Annotated in this window: 20 protein-coding genes; 14 read left to right on the forward strand and 6 right to left on the reverse strand. The window is 68.7% G+C overall.

The window, feature by feature from the left end; all coding sequences use genetic code 11:
* Positions 1-384: 384 nt before the first annotated feature.
* The 10 genes from ASG62_RS09375 (at position 385) to ASG62_RS27825 (ending at position 5,414) form a co-directional block, all read left to right on the forward strand.
* Positions 385-1,713 carry a hypothetical protein gene (locus ASG62_RS09375; protein WP_056688236.1) on the forward strand — a complete coding sequence of 443 codons (1,329 nt, stop codon included), beginning with the start codon at positions 385-387 and terminating at the stop codon, positions 1,711-1,713.
* A 434-nt stretch (positions 1,714-2,147) separates the two neighbouring features.
* Positions 2,148-2,594: a hypothetical protein gene (locus ASG62_RS09380; protein WP_056688240.1), complete on the forward strand. Its 447-nt coding sequence runs from the start codon at positions 2,148-2,150 to the stop codon at positions 2,592-2,594.
* A 12-nt stretch (positions 2,595-2,606) separates the two neighbouring features.
* Positions 2,607-2,915, forward strand: coding sequence for a hypothetical protein (locus ASG62_RS09385; protein ID WP_056688243.1), 309 nt, complete (start codon positions 2,607-2,609; stop codon positions 2,913-2,915).
* Positions 2,916-2,946: 31 nt separating this feature from the next.
* Positions 2,947-3,114: a hypothetical protein gene (locus tag ASG62_RS09390; RefSeq protein ID WP_156382040.1), complete on the forward strand. Its 168-nt coding sequence runs from the start codon at positions 2,947-2,949 to the stop codon at positions 3,112-3,114.
* 90 nt (positions 3,115-3,204) lie between these two features.
* Positions 3,205-3,606 carry a hypothetical protein gene (locus ASG62_RS09395; protein WP_056688249.1) on the forward strand — a complete coding sequence of 134 codons (402 nt, stop codon included), beginning with the start codon at positions 3,205-3,207 and terminating at the stop codon, positions 3,604-3,606.
* A gap of 95 nt (positions 3,607-3,701) precedes the next feature.
* The gene (locus ASG62_RS09400; protein WP_056688252.1) at positions 3,702-4,130 is read left to right on the forward strand and encodes a hypothetical protein; all 429 of its coding nucleotides are present in this window, start codon (positions 3,702-3,704) and stop codon (positions 4,128-4,130) included.
* Positions 4,131-4,220: 90 nt separating this feature from the next.
* Positions 4,221-4,475, forward strand: a complete 255-nt coding sequence (locus tag ASG62_RS09405; RefSeq protein ID WP_056688255.1) for a hypothetical protein — start codon at positions 4,221-4,223, stop codon at positions 4,473-4,475.
* 11 nt (positions 4,476-4,486) lie between these two features.
* Complete coding sequence (locus ASG62_RS09410) at positions 4,487-4,798, forward strand: hypothetical protein (protein ID WP_056688258.1); 312 nt, start codon at positions 4,487-4,489, stop codon at positions 4,796-4,798.
* Positions 4,799-4,856: 58 nt separating this feature from the next.
* Positions 4,857-5,111 carry a hypothetical protein gene (locus tag ASG62_RS09415; protein ID WP_056688261.1) on the forward strand — a complete coding sequence of 85 codons (255 nt, stop codon included), beginning with the start codon at positions 4,857-4,859 and terminating at the stop codon, positions 5,109-5,111.
* Between the two features lie 174 nt (positions 5,112-5,285).
* The gene (locus tag ASG62_RS27825; protein WP_274532611.1) at positions 5,286-5,414 is read left to right on the forward strand and encodes a hypothetical protein; all 129 of its coding nucleotides are present in this window, start codon (positions 5,286-5,288) and stop codon (positions 5,412-5,414) included.
* Between the two features lie 63 nt (positions 5,415-5,477).
* Here the strand turns inward: ASG62_RS27825 and ASG62_RS09420 are convergent, their stop codons facing one another.
* Positions 5,478-7,607, reverse strand: coding sequence for a DotA/TraY family protein (locus ASG62_RS09420; protein WP_056688263.1), 2,130 nt, complete (start codon positions 7,605-7,607; stop codon positions 5,478-5,480).
* Between the two features lie 6 nt (positions 7,608-7,613).
* On the reverse strand, positions 7,614-7,871 hold the full coding sequence (locus tag ASG62_RS09425) for a hypothetical protein (RefSeq protein WP_056688266.1): 258 nt from the start codon (positions 7,869-7,871) through the stop codon (positions 7,614-7,616).
* Positions 7,872-8,176: 305 nt separating this feature from the next.
* Here ASG62_RS09425 and ASG62_RS09430 point away from each other — a divergent pair, with 305 nt between their 5' ends.
* Genes ASG62_RS09430 through ASG62_RS09445 form a run of 4 tightly spaced genes read left to right on the forward strand, consistent with a single transcriptional unit; the run spans position 8,177 to position 11,355 of the window.
* On the forward strand, positions 8,177-8,440 hold the full coding sequence (locus tag ASG62_RS09430) for a hypothetical protein (RefSeq protein WP_056688270.1): 264 nt from the start codon (positions 8,177-8,179) through the stop codon (positions 8,438-8,440).
* Positions 8,437-10,323, forward strand: a complete 1,887-nt coding sequence (locus ASG62_RS09435; RefSeq protein ID WP_056688274.1) for a MobA/MobL family protein — start codon at positions 8,437-8,439, stop codon at positions 10,321-10,323. The genes ASG62_RS09430 and ASG62_RS09435 overlap by 4 nt, the downstream gene beginning before the upstream one ends.
* Before the next feature lie 10 nt (positions 10,324-10,333).
* The gene (locus tag ASG62_RS09440) at positions 10,334-10,888 is read left to right on the forward strand and encodes a hypothetical protein (RefSeq protein WP_056688279.1); all 555 of its coding nucleotides are present in this window, start codon (positions 10,334-10,336) and stop codon (positions 10,886-10,888) included.
* Positions 10,885-11,355, forward strand: coding sequence for a hypothetical protein (locus tag ASG62_RS09445; RefSeq protein WP_056688282.1), 471 nt, complete (start codon positions 10,885-10,887; stop codon positions 11,353-11,355). The genes ASG62_RS09440 and ASG62_RS09445 overlap by 4 nt, the downstream gene beginning before the upstream one ends.
* Before the next feature lie 378 nt (positions 11,356-11,733).
* Here ASG62_RS09445 and ASG62_RS09450 read toward each other — a convergent pair whose 3' ends face one another.
* Genes ASG62_RS09450 through arsC form a run of 4 tightly spaced genes read right to left on the reverse strand, consistent with a single transcriptional unit; the run spans position 11,734 to position 15,365 of the window.
* Positions 11,734-12,930 carry an MFS transporter gene (locus ASG62_RS09450; protein ID WP_082536881.1) on the reverse strand — a complete coding sequence of 399 codons (1,197 nt, stop codon included), beginning with the start codon at positions 12,928-12,930 and terminating at the stop codon, positions 11,734-11,736.
* Positions 12,903-14,207, reverse strand: a complete 1,305-nt coding sequence (locus tag ASG62_RS09455) for an arsenic transporter (protein ID WP_056688286.1) — start codon at positions 14,205-14,207, stop codon at positions 12,903-12,905. The genes ASG62_RS09450 and ASG62_RS09455 overlap by 28 nt, the downstream gene beginning before the upstream one ends.
* A gap of 22 nt (positions 14,208-14,229) precedes the next feature.
* The gene (arsH, locus tag ASG62_RS09460) at positions 14,230-14,955 is read right to left on the reverse strand and encodes an arsenical resistance protein ArsH (RefSeq protein ID WP_056688289.1); all 726 of its coding nucleotides are present in this window, start codon (positions 14,953-14,955) and stop codon (positions 14,230-14,232) included.
* The gene (gene arsC, locus ASG62_RS09465; protein WP_056688292.1) at positions 14,952-15,365 is read right to left on the reverse strand and encodes an arsenate reductase (glutaredoxin); all 414 of its coding nucleotides are present in this window, start codon (positions 15,363-15,365) and stop codon (positions 14,952-14,954) included. The genes arsH and arsC overlap by 4 nt, the downstream gene beginning before the upstream one ends.
* Between the last annotated feature and the right edge of the window lie 6 nt (positions 15,366-15,371).

The raw sequence follows: 15,371 nt of genomic DNA on the forward strand, positions 1-15,371 counted from the left end.
ATTCTCGAACAATGGAGATGGTCGAGCGTTCGGGAGTTTCGAACCGAATGTTTCGACTTTCGAAGCGTTTTGCGCCTTCGACGTCTAGCCATGTGACGAGCCGATTTCCGAAAATCGCGATAAGCTACAGGCTCTTACCCGGCGTGACAGCCGTCTTCGCCGAAATGCCTTTATTAGTTAGGGAGGGTCTTTGGGTAGGGCCGTTAGGAGCGGAGCGACGGTCGGCCCGTCCTCGGCCGACGCAGTCGGGCGCTTGACGAAGGCCCGTCCGGGCCTGACCCTGAAACGCAAATGACCCGGCCATATGGGATTGCCGTCCCGGCCGGGTCTTTGATGCGGTTCTGTGGAGGTGACGATGCGCGATCGAGCCGCACCCGTCAAGGCATGAGCATAGCGCCGGAGGCCTTCGAGTGGCTTCGCGCGCAGGCATACGAGCGCTGGGGCAGGATGCCGAAGGCCGAGCGCCAAGCGGGTGAGATCGCCGCGTGGGGCGCATCGGCCCTCACTCGCTGGCGCGAAGGGCGACCAGACGGCGGCGACCTCTCCGACGCGCAGCTCGGGCGGACGGCGAACGATGTCGCGCGCTACATGGTCGAGCGGTACGGCCAGAAGCGTTCTCGGCCGGCGCCCCGCACGACAGCCGAGGGACGCGCCGTGGAGAAGAGGATCATCAGCGCCGTCGTCCCCGACTACCTTGAGGAAATTGGACGACCGGTGACTGCCAAGGCCGTCGCGCAGCACCTCGACGTGAGCGAGCGCAAGGCATCGCGCGCGCTGGCGACGGGCCGGGGCGCTCCGAAGCGCGACGCCCGCGTGGCCGCGTTGGACGGGCACGGACGCATCCTTCACGAGATCGCGGAGGCGCTCCTCCCCGTCGATGGCTTCTGCGTCCTTCGCGCGAGCGACATCGCGGCTCGGCTGTGGTCGGACCCGGCGGAGACGGATGCCGCCCGTCGCAAGCGGCGAGAGAGGCTCCTGAAGGCGTTCGCGCCGCTTGCGCTGCTGTCGTTCCATGTCGTTGCCAAGGGCGACCTCTTGGCCCTCCGCCGCGGCCGAAAATGGAAGCCCGAGGATGCCGCCGCTCGCCTGGCAGCCGCGGCCGAGAAGCCCGGCCGCGTCGCGCCTCTCCCCGTCCCACGGGACAAGGGCTTGTTCTGGGAGTCCGCCGAGGTCAGGGGCCTGATAGCTACCCTCCGCGTCTCCCTCAGGGGTGGCGACCGTCCAGACGTGTTCGAGGACTTCCTCGCCATCCAGCGCCTCGTGCATGACGGACGCGCGGGCATGGGCATCTACCACTTCGCTCATCGGATCAGCGGCAGCATCAACCACTGGTGCAATGACCTTCCGTCCTTCTTCGCCCTGGCGGCCGTCGGGAAATGGGGCATCCGGACGGAGCCGACCGTCAGCCATGCACTCAGCGAGATCGGCTGCCGCATTACGATGCTGGAGGAGGATGGATGCTGGGGCCGCTCCGCCTTTGACACGGTGCAGACCCTGCTCTCGTTCGAGTCGCGCGGCGTGGCTTTCATCGAATGCTTCGATGACGATGCGCGCGCCCGGATCGAGGCGTTCCAAGCGATCGTCGACGTATCCGATGCCGACGGCTGGATCGACGGCAGCACCGCGCTCAAACTGTGCGACCGCCTCGCCCGCGAGGAGCGGGATGGAACTTGGTCCGCAGACTCTTGGATCAAGTACGGCGCGCCGTTCTAGGCCATCGGCACCGTCCGGTCGGCATGGCCGGAAAGGACTGACACGGCCGCGAATCCTTGCCGTCGCGCCGCGAATCCTTGTCAACGCGCAGGTGCAATCAAAGCGCGATCCCTCGAAAATTCGAGTTCTTGTCAATGATTACCCCTGATTGCAATCTGAATCCTTACTGAGAATTTCTTACCGGAATCCGGTCCTTTCGAGGATTTTTCCTCCAATCGAATCCTTGTATGCGTCCTTCCAGATGCCCTCCGTATCCTCGTTTCGAGCACGATATTTCAAGTAATCAAATTGGTACAAGTGTCTGTATCTGCTGAATCTTATAAAATAAATCAATTGCACGGCGGGTCGGACTTGGGGCACGTTAGGAGGTGACGGAGCCGCCTGGTCGCAGGCAAGTCCGTTGATCGACAGATGCAACCTGATAGGAGAATGCGATGTCCGACGTGGACGACATGCAGGCCGCGGGCGACGCGGCGCAGACGACCCGGGGCGAGGTGATCGCCTTGGACGGCGGGGCGCTCGAAAACCCCGCGTTCGTGAGCCACAAGCGCGGCCGGAACTGGGGTGCCGTCCTCAGCGGCCCGAACGCCGCCCGCATGCAACGCACGTTCCTCGCCGCCCGCGAGGCGACGGTGGACGTGTCCGACGTGCAGCCGGGGCAGGTCATCGAGCTCGGCGGCGACTACGTCACGAGCGGCGGGAACCGCCACTACGATCGCCGCTACTTCCTCGTCCTCGACACGGACGGCGAGGAGCGAATGACCGCCGAGCAGCACGACACCGCCGCCAAGGCGCTGCGCGCCGCCCGTGAGCTTGCGAAGGGCACCAGCCTCCCCATCCCCTCTGCCGCGTCGATCATCGACGCCGCACCTGTTCTCTAAGGAGGAGCGACCATGCACATCACCAAGGTCGTCGGCGGACTGCGCTACGACACCGCCAAGGCCGAGGAAATCTGCCGTCTCTCGAAGGGGCGTCCGGGCGACTGGAACACCGAGGAGACCGCCCTGTACCGCACGTCCAAAGGTGCGTTCTTTCTCGCCGGAGAGGGCGGCGCCCGCTCGCGCTGGGGAAAGCGCGTCAGCGATGGGCTGACCGGCGGCGAAGGGCTGATCCCCGTCACCGTCGAGGAGGCCCGCACCTTCGCCGAGGAGAACGCCGACGCGGAGACCGTCGTGGCCTTCTTCGAAGTCGAGGAGGCCTGACATGCAGCGGATGAGAGCCGGAAAGAGCGACGTGCGGAAGGCGAAGATCGACGCGCTCATCGCAGACATGACGCGGAGGGAAATGGATGTCGCGGCGCGTGTCGCGGAGTGCATCAAGAGCGGCAAGTTTTTCGATCGTGATTCGCTTCCGTCGAAAGCCTTGAAACTGGCCTACCTGCATTTCGGCGACGACAAGTAGGCACCCCCGGCGGGCTACGGTCCGCCGCCTTCCACCAAACCGCCGGACTGACCGGCGCCGCAGCGGGACGCGGAGTCCCGGAGAGACAACATGGACATCGAGAAAGATTTGACGCCCTCGCGCGAGGGCGATCGGCCGCCCTATGCCGACAGGTGGCACACCCTGTCCGACTGGATGCGTGTGAACATGCGCTCCAAGGACCCGCGCTACTGGACCGCCGAATTTCCCCACGAGGTCACCGGGACCGAGATCGAAGGTGTCGCAGGCGTGCCGAGGGGGTGGACGGTCCAGCTCTTCGTGATCGACAGCGACGATGAGGTCCGCGCCGAGGTCCGCGCGTTCTTCTTCGCGCCCGATCGCTCTGTCACGGTCTCGGTCGTGCAGATGCCCGACGACATCGCGGCGCGCAAGGACTTCTACCGTCGATACATATGGGAGCCACACGACCTCGCCGCAGAGATGTGGGAGCGGCGCGAAGCCAGGGCTGCCTGACAGCGACCTCGGCGGGCCACGGCCCGCCGCCCTTCACCAAGTCGCCGGGGATCACCGGCGCCGCAGCGGGACGCGGAGTTCCGGAGAGACACCCCATGGACATCGATGACATGACGACGCGCCCCCGCGACAGCGAGGGCGTGCCCGGCGAAGCTTCGGCCGTCGCGACCGTAGGCCACAAGTCCGGTACGGTCGCGGACAGCATCCTCGCCTTCGCCACGGGCGGAACGGCGGGCTGCACGAGCGGGCGGGCTATGGCTCGCCTTTACCTCCTTCTCACCGACGGTGCCGCGTTGCCCATCCGGGAGACCGATTGGGGCCTCGACGGCACCCGCCGTGCCTGGTGGGAAGCCGCGATGATGGCATTCAGCAGAGGGGCATGGGACGGCACGCGGGACGGCGTCGACCGCGTCCGCGCCAAGCATCCCTACCTCGCGCGGCAGATCGATGCCGCGTCGGCCGCCTACGAGGCGGAGAACCGAGCGATCCACAGGGAGAACATGAAAGCCGAAGACGACGACTGACGAGGCGGCGGGCACCCTGCCCGCCCTTCTTCCAGCCGTCGCGTTGCGTGCCGGCTGGGCGAAGGGCTTATCCTTCTGGAGACAGCGACCATGAGAAGCGAATCCGCCGCGATCGCGGCCATCAAGTCCGGCGAGCGGACGCTCGACGACTACGGCGCGGCGTCGACAAGCGAGTGGCTGACGTTGTGCCTCGCGTTGGCGCGGTACGACGGACTCGAGGGCACCGGATACGAGGCCCACGAAGCAGCCTGGGACCGCCTGAACGACCGCCAGCGCGCCATCGTGCGCGCCGAGAACCCGACCTTCCGCGCGGCCGAGTTCGACGGCCCGTCGCGGTACTTGTAGGAGCGGCGCGCATGAGGCTCCCCGCCACGCTCCGCGCGATCGAAGCGGGCAAACGCTTGCCCGTCATCTGGGATGTGAATCTCCCTGGGAAGACCGACCGCCACGCCGTTGTCGGTGCCGCCTGGGCCGAGATCGAGGTCGGCGGATTCGTTGTCGCGGCCGAGATCGAGCCGTCGCGCAGCGCGGACGGATATGAGTGGGCCATCGTCAGCGTATCGGACGAAGTTTTGCTCCACGGCGTCGCGGCGACGATGGACGACGCGCAGGCCTGCGCTGCCGTTGCCGCGGTTGCCGTCCTCGCCGACATCGCCGCCACTTCCTGACCTGGACGCCGCCGCCGCCCGCACGCACGCTGGTCTTCTGACCCACGGGAGACCCCTCATGTTGCCGACGACCGTCCTCCTCGCCCTCCGCCGCCGAACGGCGTTGCGCCGCCTCCTCAGCCTCGCCGGGTATCTCGGCGGGGCTGCCGCCATTGTCTACGGCATCGTGCTCTTCAATGCCGGGGCTGCCTTGAGCGACGACACGCTCGCGTCTGGCTACTGGCTGACCGGCGGCATCATCGCAATGTTCGGGACCCATGAGGTCCGCCAAGCGATCCGAACCGCCCGCACGCCCGATCCGATCGAATCTTGACCTTCCTGGACGCCGTTCCTCCACACCTCTACGGCATACCTGTCCAGGGGCGCTCATGCCCAAGCGCGTGGCGTCGCCTGCTGCGCAGGCGAGGCAGCTACCGCCGGCCAAGATGCCGCGTCGAGAGGTCGGAACGGCCACAGGGCGGCCACGAAAACGAACAGGAGATCGGACATGCTGCACCAGATCGAGAACCGCTGGACCCGCGCCGCCGTCGCCGTCCTCCTCTACTCCGCTCCGGTCATCTGGTGGCTCCTCGTCCCGTTGGCCTTCTTCCTCGTCAACGAGGCGATGGGCGGCTGATCCACCCGCCACGAACGACACAAAGCGAAAGGGGCGCACCTTAAGGAGCGCCCCTTCGTCGTTTCAGGCTTCCCGGGAACCACCTGGACGCGCCCGCAGGCCGTTCCCGGCCTTCGCGCCGACATCGCCGCCACCGTCGTCCTCGCCGCCCTTCGCCTTGCCCGCAGAAGGCTTCATCCCCCCTGCCAGCGCCTCGGCACGGCGCCCGCCGCCGGCTGCACCCATGACGACGGTGTTCCCGGCCTCGCCTTCGCCCCAGCCCGACCCCTGCACCCCGAGCCACTGGCCCAGCCGTTCCGGGATCGAGAGCGTCGCCTTGAACACGAACAGGAACACGGAGAAGGCGACGAACACGTTCAGGAGGGCGTAGACCACGATGCCCGTGATCCCCATGCCGAAGCCGACGACGGCGCCGGTCGACGCGAAGGCGAACGAGTACGACACGAAGTTCAGGAGGACCGCCGTCAGGCTCGATGCCGCGACGTAGGCCGCGACGGTCGCGATCGGCCTCATCAGGATCGAGACGAGAAGGCTACCGTAGCCGAACGTCTGCGCCCGATCGACGAACGACCCGCCGTCGAGCCGCAGGTGCCCGAACGCCCAGATCAGGACCGCGATGGCCGCGACCATGACCTCGACGCACCAGGCGGCAAAGGCATACGTCACGAAAATCCACGGCACCAACGGCAGCACGTAGACGAGCAACGCGCCCGCCGCCCATGCCGCGACGATCAAGGGGAAGCCCGCCTGCATGAGATAGGACAGCGTCTCGCCCGCCGCGCTCGAAAAGAAGTTCGCCGCCCCCGTCGCCGCAGCGCCGACCCCGAACGAAATCTGGGCACCGACGAGCAGCCGATTGCCGACCGACATCAGGTCCGTCACCGGGTCCGGACGGTAGCCGTCGTACCCCGAGAGGTACTGGTGCATCGGCTCCGTCGCCGCCCGGCCGATTTTTACGAACGTGCTCTCGGCATCCTTCTCGGCCTCAGTCGCGAGGTCCGACGACGTGAGCGAGACAAGCGTCGTCTCCACGAGAAGCTGGCTCCGGAGGAGCGCCAGCGCCGACCGCACCGGCGCCGCGAGCGTGCCCCACGCGGATTCGTCGGGCCGGGTCCGGACGATCCGCTCCGATGCCGCGTCCTGCGCAGCCGCGTTGATCCTGCCGAGGATGCGGTACTGCTCCCCGATGCACGGCCACCCGCATGCGGTGACACGATCGAGGAGCTGCTGGCGCAGCGTCGTGTCGTCCGTCCGCACCTCCTCTTCGGCCGCCGACATCATCGCCCGGTCGAACCCGTCGCCGACCGAGTGGATGCGTTGGACGACGTCGGCGAGGACGACGCCCTGCGCCTTCCAATGCGCGACGAGTTCCTGCCCGACCGTCGCGGGATCGAAACCCGAGGGAAGGTTCACGACCGCCCCGAAGTGCCGTGCGAGGGCATCGGCGACACCGAACCCGCGCACGGTCCCGACGAGTCCTTCGACCGCGGCGCGCCTCGTCTCCCCGAAGGATTCGAAGCCTGCCGGATTCGTCAGCGTGAACGCGCCGCATGCCGGGCCGTAGTCCCAGCTCCATCCCGTCGTCCGTGCCGGCGCCGTGACCTCGCCCGTCCACCACGAGGTCTCCTCGTCGGAGCGGATTGGGATGCCCGCAGGCGTCGTCTGCCGTGCTGCCGAGCCATCTGCCATCGACCGCTCCGCCGCGGCGGCATGGGTGAGCGCACAGACCTCGGACTCGAGGACGGCCGACACGAGCGACCGCCCACCGCCCGAGACGGGCAACGGCGACTTGCCCTCGATCGCCGCGAGGCCGACCGCCCGGACGGCGGCAGCGTTCCCGAGGTTCGTCCCCGCGATGCTGACTTCCTTGAGCAGCACGTGGACTACGGCGAGACCCCCGAGGCCGGCGATGGGGATCAGCACGCCCATCCCGACGACCGGCCGCAGGATCGCCCACGCGCCGGACGTTCCCTCTGCGAGCGTCTTGCCCTCGCGCGCGGCGCGCACGATCTCGCTGAGGAGCATGTACCCGAGCCACAGCGACCCGATGAACACGAGGCCCGCCGCGGCGACGTGGAGGACCGCCGAGAATGCCGTCGTCGTCCCGTCTGTCGGCAGCAGGGTTTCCAGGACCCGGCTCGACCAGTCGTCGGCCGGGAGGCGCGCGAGCACGTCGAAGGGAGTGAGGTCCATCGCCGATCACTCCCAGTCGCGCTGCGTGACCGGCGCCACGTCGGCGAAGAGCGCGGCATCCCGCGGCTGCATCTTCGCGACGAGAGTCGCCAGCACGTCGGCCGAGATCGCTCCATCCCGGATCGCATTCAGAAGCGACGCGCCTGCGACGACCTTCCTGCGGGTGTCGTCGCGCCGCTGGGCATCGCGCAACGTCGTCGTCGCCGCGGCGAGGCTCGCTTCCAGTCGTGCCCGCCGCTGCAACAGTTTCGACAAGTCAACCATCTGAACCGTCCCCCCATGCCGCGCCGGTCGACCATCGCCGCCGGCGGATTCCTGTCGCGCGGAACGGCGAACCCTTCCGCGTCGAATGAGCCACCGCCCCGTTTTTTGAGGTTTCATGCGGCCCGGAGGCGCCCCAAGCGAAGCGCCAGACATCAAGAGTGAGGGTGGAGGTTGCACCGAGCAAATCGGCGCCAGACCTTTGGTGAAGGGGAAACCGAAATCCTGGAAGGCGCGATATAGCGTTCTGCGAACGCTGCGGCCTGCGGCGCTTGGAGACCTCCCGCCGGCGACGAGGAGGACGACGCATGGACGTACATCGCGAGATCGCCGCGGCAACGCGCATTGCCTGGGACCATGCTGCCGCGATCCACCTAGCCGCGAGGCTGAAGGGCGTGGCCGACCACGATATCGAGGCGCTCTCGGACTTTGCTTTCGCGCAACGTATCAGGTGGATGCGGGCGGAGCATCGCTCCGACGCGAAGCATGGACTCCGTGTATCGGCAGTCCTCGCCGCGCTCGACCATGGCGCCGAGGACGAGTTCGAGCCGAGCGCTGACGATCGCGCATGACCTCGCTCCCCGCCCACGAGGCTCACCTCGCCACGCGCTTCACGGTCGTCCAACGGAGCCGTGGACGCTCCGCCGTTGCCGCGGCTGCCTACCGCGCGGCGACCCGGCTTGCCGACGCGCGGACGGGGTCCGTTTGGGATTATTCGCGGAAGCGAGGCGTCCTGGATTCCTTCGTTATGGTCCCGCCCGGCTCTCCGGCCTGGACGCACGACCGCGAGGCCCTTTGGAGCCGCGCGGAACTCGCCGAGAAGCGCAAGGATGCCCAGACCGCGAGGGAGACCCAGGTCGCGATCCCCCGGGACCTTCAGCCGAGCCAGTACCGCGCCTTCCTCGCGGACGTCGCGGCCCCCTACGTCGCGGCCGGCGCGATCGTCGACGTTGCCGTTCACGTCCCGCTCGCGAGCGACGGCGACCTCCAGCCCCACGCCCATCTCCTCCTCACGACGCGGGCGCTGGACCCGGCAACCGAGACCGGCTTCGCGTCGAGGCGGAACGCGGACCTCGCCGCGTTCTTCGACTCGGGCGGACGCAAGGGCGGCGGAGGACGCGGCGATGCCATGACGGCCGAGCGCGCCCGCATCGCCGATGTCGTGAACGCGCACCTCCGCTCCGCTGGTTCCAGGCGCCGGGCCGATCCACGCTCCTATGCGGAGCGTGGCGATGCCCGCCAGCCCGAACCGAAACTCGGCGAGCAGCGCGTCGCGGCGATCCGGAAGCGACGATTTCACGATCGCCGATCGGCCCTCGTCACTGGACTTCGCCAGACGCGAATCCTCGAAAACGAAATCACGAAACTGGAGATGGAAATGGCACTCTCAGCACGCGGATTCGCCCGCGCCCCCGCCCGCCAGACCAAGGGGCCACATCAACAGGACTATAAGGCATCCTTGCTCCGCGACAGGTTCCCGGACGCGATCTTGCCGCCCGGTGCCGCTGAATCCCTGTACCTCGTGGACGCCAAGAACCCGCGGCGCACGCGCGTCATGCTCCGCGACGGCGCGTGGGTCGAGGCCGACGACGACAGCGGCACCGTGAGCATGTGGGGACCGCGCAGCGCTTCCGCCGCCGACCTTGCGGAAGCGATCAGCGCGAGCACCGGCTACGGCGTCGACAGGATCGAACGCACCGCCGCCGCCGCGAAGCCGGGAAAAAGCCGCCGGAAATCAGCGGTTTCCGAAGACGAGGCGACCTCGACTGCCGACCGCTGGCGCCGCCGCGGCTTCTCGGATGTCACCGAAAGTCCCGCCGGGGTCCGCGTCGGCCTCGGCGGCCGTTCCCGCCTCCTCGACAGCGGCGATCACGTGGACCTCTTCGGTCCCGTCAGCGACGAATCCTTGCGCGCCCTCGCCGCGAAAGCCGCCGAAGACTGGGGCGGCAGCCTGACGCTTGACGGCCCGTGGCCGGCCGATGCGCAGGCCCGGCTCTGGCTCGAATGCCAGCGCCACGGTGTGACCCTCGCCGACTACACCCCGCCGCCCGCCGTTGCGGCAGCCTGGGCGGCCGAGTCGGGTTCCGTTGCCGACACGGAAACGAAACTGCGGGCAGTCCGCAGCGAGACCGCCGAGGCCGATCTCCTCCTCGGCGCCGCGGCCGGCGACGTCGCGTCGCTCAAGAAACTGGAGCCGTCGCTCCGGGCTTTCGTCGTCGGACACCTCGACGACGATCAGCGCCGCGACCTCGTCCGCGCCGACCGCGAGGACATCGTCACGGCCCTCGGCGAGTTCCGGAAGCTCGGGACGGCCGAACTGGAACGCCAGAAAGCCGATCGCCTGGCCGGACGCTCCTGGCTCACGGAGGGCCCGGCGAAGCCAGGCACCGCCACCCCGCCGCCGGCGCAGGATGCCGCGCCCGTATTCGGGCGACGCTCGACTATCGCCGACTGAGGAGACCAGGATGCCCGCCCACGACCTCGCCCCCGATTACAGGTCTCGCATCCTCGTGCGCGATCTCCAAGCCTTCGCGGCCGACCCCCGCGACGGCTACGGTCTCGCGCTGCGCGACGACACAGACCTCCGCCGCTTCGCGGCCGACCTCCGCGCGGGCGACTGGCACCGCCTCGCGGATGCCGATCCCGACGACCTCGCCGCCCGGCTGCCCGACTGGCGCGAGCGGGGCCGCGCGCTCCTCGCCCGCGACACCGCGCTCGTGTCGGACTACGCCGCCGCGCAGGCAGGCGACGACGCGGCGCGCGATCGCCTGCGGGCACCGCTCGACGAGGGCGGCTACGGCGAACCCGACCTTGCCGGAGCATCGGCATGGGATACAACCGACCGGAGCGGCATGTCCGTCGCGGAGGCCGCGGCCGATCTTGCGTCCTATGCCGAAGCCCTCGCGAAGGACAGCGTGGAGTACGTCGGCGACGACGAGGACTGCGACGACTACCCTGACGATGCCGACTGTATCCGCGACTACGAGGAGGGGGACGCACCCGGCAGGTACTACCGATGATCGCGGTCGCCGCCGTCCTCGAATCCCGGCGGGACGCGATCGCGCTTCGGCGGTACGTCCGCGAGCGCGCCGCCGGACGCCGCGCGACCGAGTGGGTGGCCTACGACGACAGCCTCGGAGCGTGGCTCGCCGCCGACGAAGTGACCGCGACGACATCCGGCCGGGACTGGCGCCGCGTCCGCCAGCCCGGCGAGCCGTGGTGCGCCGTCCTGGGTCGCGACCTCAGCATCGCGGCCGACGACGAACTTCAGGCGACGTTCGCGACGATCGAGCCGGGCGACCTCAGTGCGTGGCGATGCCTGCACATCGCCGCCGACCGCTCCCCGTCCGGATGCCTGGCCGAATGGCGGGCACGCGGCCGGCGCCTCCTCGCCGCCGTGTCGAGCGAACCCGTCGAGGCGGGCGGAACCTTGGCCGGGCGGTTCGCCGCGAGAGGGACGGGCAAGCGATCTCTCGCGGCCGTCTGACGCGGCGGGCGTGCGTGCCACGTCGCAAGGATTCGTCGGGGTAGGAAAGTGCCACCCCGTCCGCTCGATGCGACGAGATGGCTCGCAGGAAGGCCGTTTTAAGCGCTTCGACCCCTTGGGTGGGCTTGGACACCACCCGAACCGTCTTCGCCGCTCCTGTCGAACGCCGACGCGTAGGAGGAGGCCCGCAAGGACGGAATACCCCTGCCGGGGCCATGGAGTGCGGCGTCGGGGGTGGTCGGTCCCGCGCCCGCCTTCGGCTTTCGCTCCTGCGGCTACCCCGGGAACCGCTCGCCGCACGCGAGACTCCCGCGCCGTCCGCTAAGGGGCGGTCGCCATGCTCGGCGCTCCGGTACTCTGACTCTCAGTCGGCATCCTTCAGCGTGACGGTGTCCGCGATGGGGCGATCGTCAGCGAGGCTGCGAGGACGACCCCGGCGCATGCGAGGACTGCCAAGAGACCGAGGGTCGCCGACGGACCCGCGTAGGAGATCATGGCAGCACCGGCCGTCGGCGCGACTGCCTGCGCCATCTGCGCCGGCCGTGCGAGCCGTCCCATCATCGTCGGGTACGCCTCCGGACCGAACAGCGCCAAGGGGACGGTACCGCGGGCGATCGAGAGGATGCCGTTCCCGGCGCCGTAGAGCACGACGGCCACCGCTACGGCCGATGTCTCGAATGCGAGGAGGCACAGTCCGACGGCGATGAGGACGACAGCCCAGCGCAGCGTCCAGAGCGGGTGGTGCCGCTCGCGGCCGGCCATCTCCAGAAGACGCGCTCCGACCTGCGCCGGCCCGACCATCGCGCCGAGCGTGACGGCCGCCGCCAACGTCTCGCCGCGCGCTTGCAAGAGCGTCAGGAGATGGACCGAGACGAGGCCCATGATCGCGCCCGAGACGACGAGCAGCGCGGCCAGCACGAGGAACGTGCGATCCCCGGTCGGGACACCAAGTCCATCGCTGCCAGGTCCGCTCCTCGTGACCGTCGATGGCGGCACCCGCGGGATGAACCGCAATGCCAGTGGCAGGGACACGAGGAGATGGAGGGCGGCATACACCAGGCATGTCGCCCGCCATCCGAGATGGTCGACGAGGAGCGCCGACAAGGGCCAGCAGACCGTGCTGGCGAACCCGCCCCAGAGAGTCAGGGTGGTGATGGCGGAACGGGCGTCGGAACCGTAGAGGCGGCCGAGCGTCGCGAAGGCCGGATCGTAGAGGCCCATGCCCATGCCCAGCCCCATCGCCAGCCAACCCGCGAGGAACGTCGGCAGGTTCGCGGCCGACCCGAGGACGGCGAGGCCGGACGCGAGTAGTACCGCCCCGCTCGCGAGGACCGCCCGCCCGCCGGCCCGCCCGATCGTCGCGCCGATCCGCGGCGAGGCTACCGCGGAGACGAGCAGGCCGACCGTCAGACCCCCGATGATCCACGGCAAGGGCCATCCGGTGTCCGTGGCGATCGGAAGGGCGAGGACGGCCGGCAGGTAGTACGAGGACCCCCACGCGAGGATCTCGAAGACGCCGAGTGCCGGGATGACCTGCCACCGTGGTCTCACGACACGACCGGAAGCCAGACCCATAGCGCCACGAGCGCCGCGAGCAGGACCGGCGGTGTCAGCACGAGGCCGACCTTCATGTACTGGCCCCAGGTGATCGTCTGCCCCTTGCCCGCGAGGACGTGGAGCCAGAGAAGCGTCGCGAGCGAGCCGATCGGCGTGAACTTCGGCCCGAGGTCGTTGCCGACGACGTTGGCGTAGACCATCAGTTCCTGGGTCAGCGGGTCGAGGGTCGCGCGATCGATGGCGAGCGCCCCGACGAGGGTGGCTGGCATGTTGTTCATGACGGAGGCGAGCGCCGCGACGACGAAGCCCGTGCCGATCGTGGCGACGAACGTTCCCTGCTGCCCGAGCCAGACGAGGACCCCGGCGGCGATGTCGGTCAGCCCAGCGTTCCCGAGGCCGTAGACGACGAGATACATGCCGATTGAGAACAGGACGATCTGCCAGGGCGCTTCCCGCAGCACCTTGGCGAGCGGCACGACGGCACCATGACCGCCCGCGAACCATCGCCCGGCGACCGCCATCAGGATGACGGCAGCCGCGCCGGTCACGAACGAGATCGGCACGCCGAGCGGTCCGGTGACGAAGTAGGCGACGAGCAGGAGGCCAAGCAGCGGGAAGGCGGCGCGGAACACCTGGCGGTCCTTGATGGCGTGTCCTGGGTCCTCCAGCGCCGACGTGTCGTAGCGCTCGGGAATGTCCCGTCGGAAGTAGGTCCAGAGGACGAGCAGGGTCGCCCCGAGCGACACGAGGTTCACCGGGACCATGACCGCGGCGTAGCGTCCGAAGGAAACGTCGAAGAAGTTCGCCGTCACGATGTTCACGAGGTTCGACACGACGAGGGGAAGCGACGTCGCGTCGGCGACGAAGCCGCAGGCAACGACGAAGGCAAGCGCCCCGGCCGTAGGGAAGTTCAGGCGCAGGAGGATCGCGAGGACGATCGGTGTCAGGAGCAACGCGGCGCCGTCGTTCGCGAAGACCGCAGCGATGGCCGCGCCAAGGACGACGACGAGGGGGAACAGCCGTCGCCCGTCGCCGCCGCCCCACCGTGCGACGTGAAGAGCGGCCCAGGCGAAGAACCCGGCCTCGTCGAGGACGAGCGAGATGACGATCAGCGCGACGAAGGTGAATGTCGCGTCCCAGACGATGTCCCAGACCGTGGCGATGTCCGCCCAGCCGACGACGCCGGTCGCGAGTGCGACGACGGCGCCGCCGAGCGCCGACCAGCCGATGCCAAGTCCGCGCGGCTGCCAGATGACGAGGACGAGGGTGGCGACGAAGATCGCGAGGGCGAGCATGGGATGTCCGGATGCGGGAGGGTCAGATGGCGCGCAGGTTCACGCGCTTCGAAAGCTCCTCGGCGCTCTCGACGCGTTCGGAGTAGCGGTCCGTCAGATAGGACGACCGGCCGCGTACGAGGTGGGTGAACTTCGCCAGTTCCTCGCAGACGTCGACGACCCGGCCGTATAGCGCCGACGGCTTCATGCGCCCGGCCTCGTCGAACTCGAGGAAGGCCTTCGGGACCGACGACTGGTTCGGGATCGTCACCATACGCATCCAGCGTCCGAGGATTCGCATCTGGTTCACGGCGTTGAACGACTGCGAGCCTCCCGACACCTCCATGACGGCGAGCGTCTTGCCCTGCGTCGGCCGAACGCTTCCGACCGCCAGCGGAATCCAGTCGATCTGCGCCTTCATGATCCCGGTCATCGCACCGTGGCGCTCCGGACTGACCCAGACCATGCCCTCCGACCATTCCGCGAGGTCGCGCAGCTCCTTGACCTTCGGATGGTCCGGCTCGGCCCCGTCGGGTAGCGGCAGTCCCCGCGGGTCGAAGGTGCGCACCTCGCAGCCGAACCAGCGAAGCAGGCGCCCGGCCTCCTCGGACAGGAGCCGGGAGAAGGACCGTTCCCGGATCGAGCCGTAGAGGACGAGGATGCGCGGCGGATGCGTCGGCCCGTCAGGCAGGCCGAGCGCCTCGACGTCGATCGGGAGAAGCGCGGACGGATCGACGCTCGGCAGGTCGGTGGAGACGGGATCGGTCATTCGGACGCGGCCGGCGCCGCGACCGTCTCGCCGTCCTCCTTGGTGAAGGTGTGGACTGGACGATCGAGGAGCGGGAGCACAGCCTCGGACGGGCGGCAGAGCCTCACGCCCTTCTCCGTCACGACGATCGGCCGATTGATGAGAATCGGGTGCGCCATCATCGCGTCGAGCAGTTCCTCGTTCGAGAGGGCTGGATCGCCCAGCCCGAGTTCGGCATAGGGCGTGCCCTTCTCCCGCAGGAGTTCGCGGGGCTTCATGCCCATCGCGTCGAGAAGTTCGGCCAAGGTCTCCCGGCTCGGCGGGGTCTTCAGGTACTCGATGACCACTGGCTCCTCGCCGCACTGGTGGATCATCTCCAGCGTGTTGCGCGACGTCCCGCAGGCGGGGTTGTGGTAGATCGTGACGGGCATGGAGAC

It is taken from the genome of Aureimonas sp. Leaf427 (genome assembly GCF_001425485.1).
Classification (GTDB): domain Bacteria; phylum Pseudomonadota; class Alphaproteobacteria; order Rhizobiales; family Rhizobiaceae; genus Plantimonas.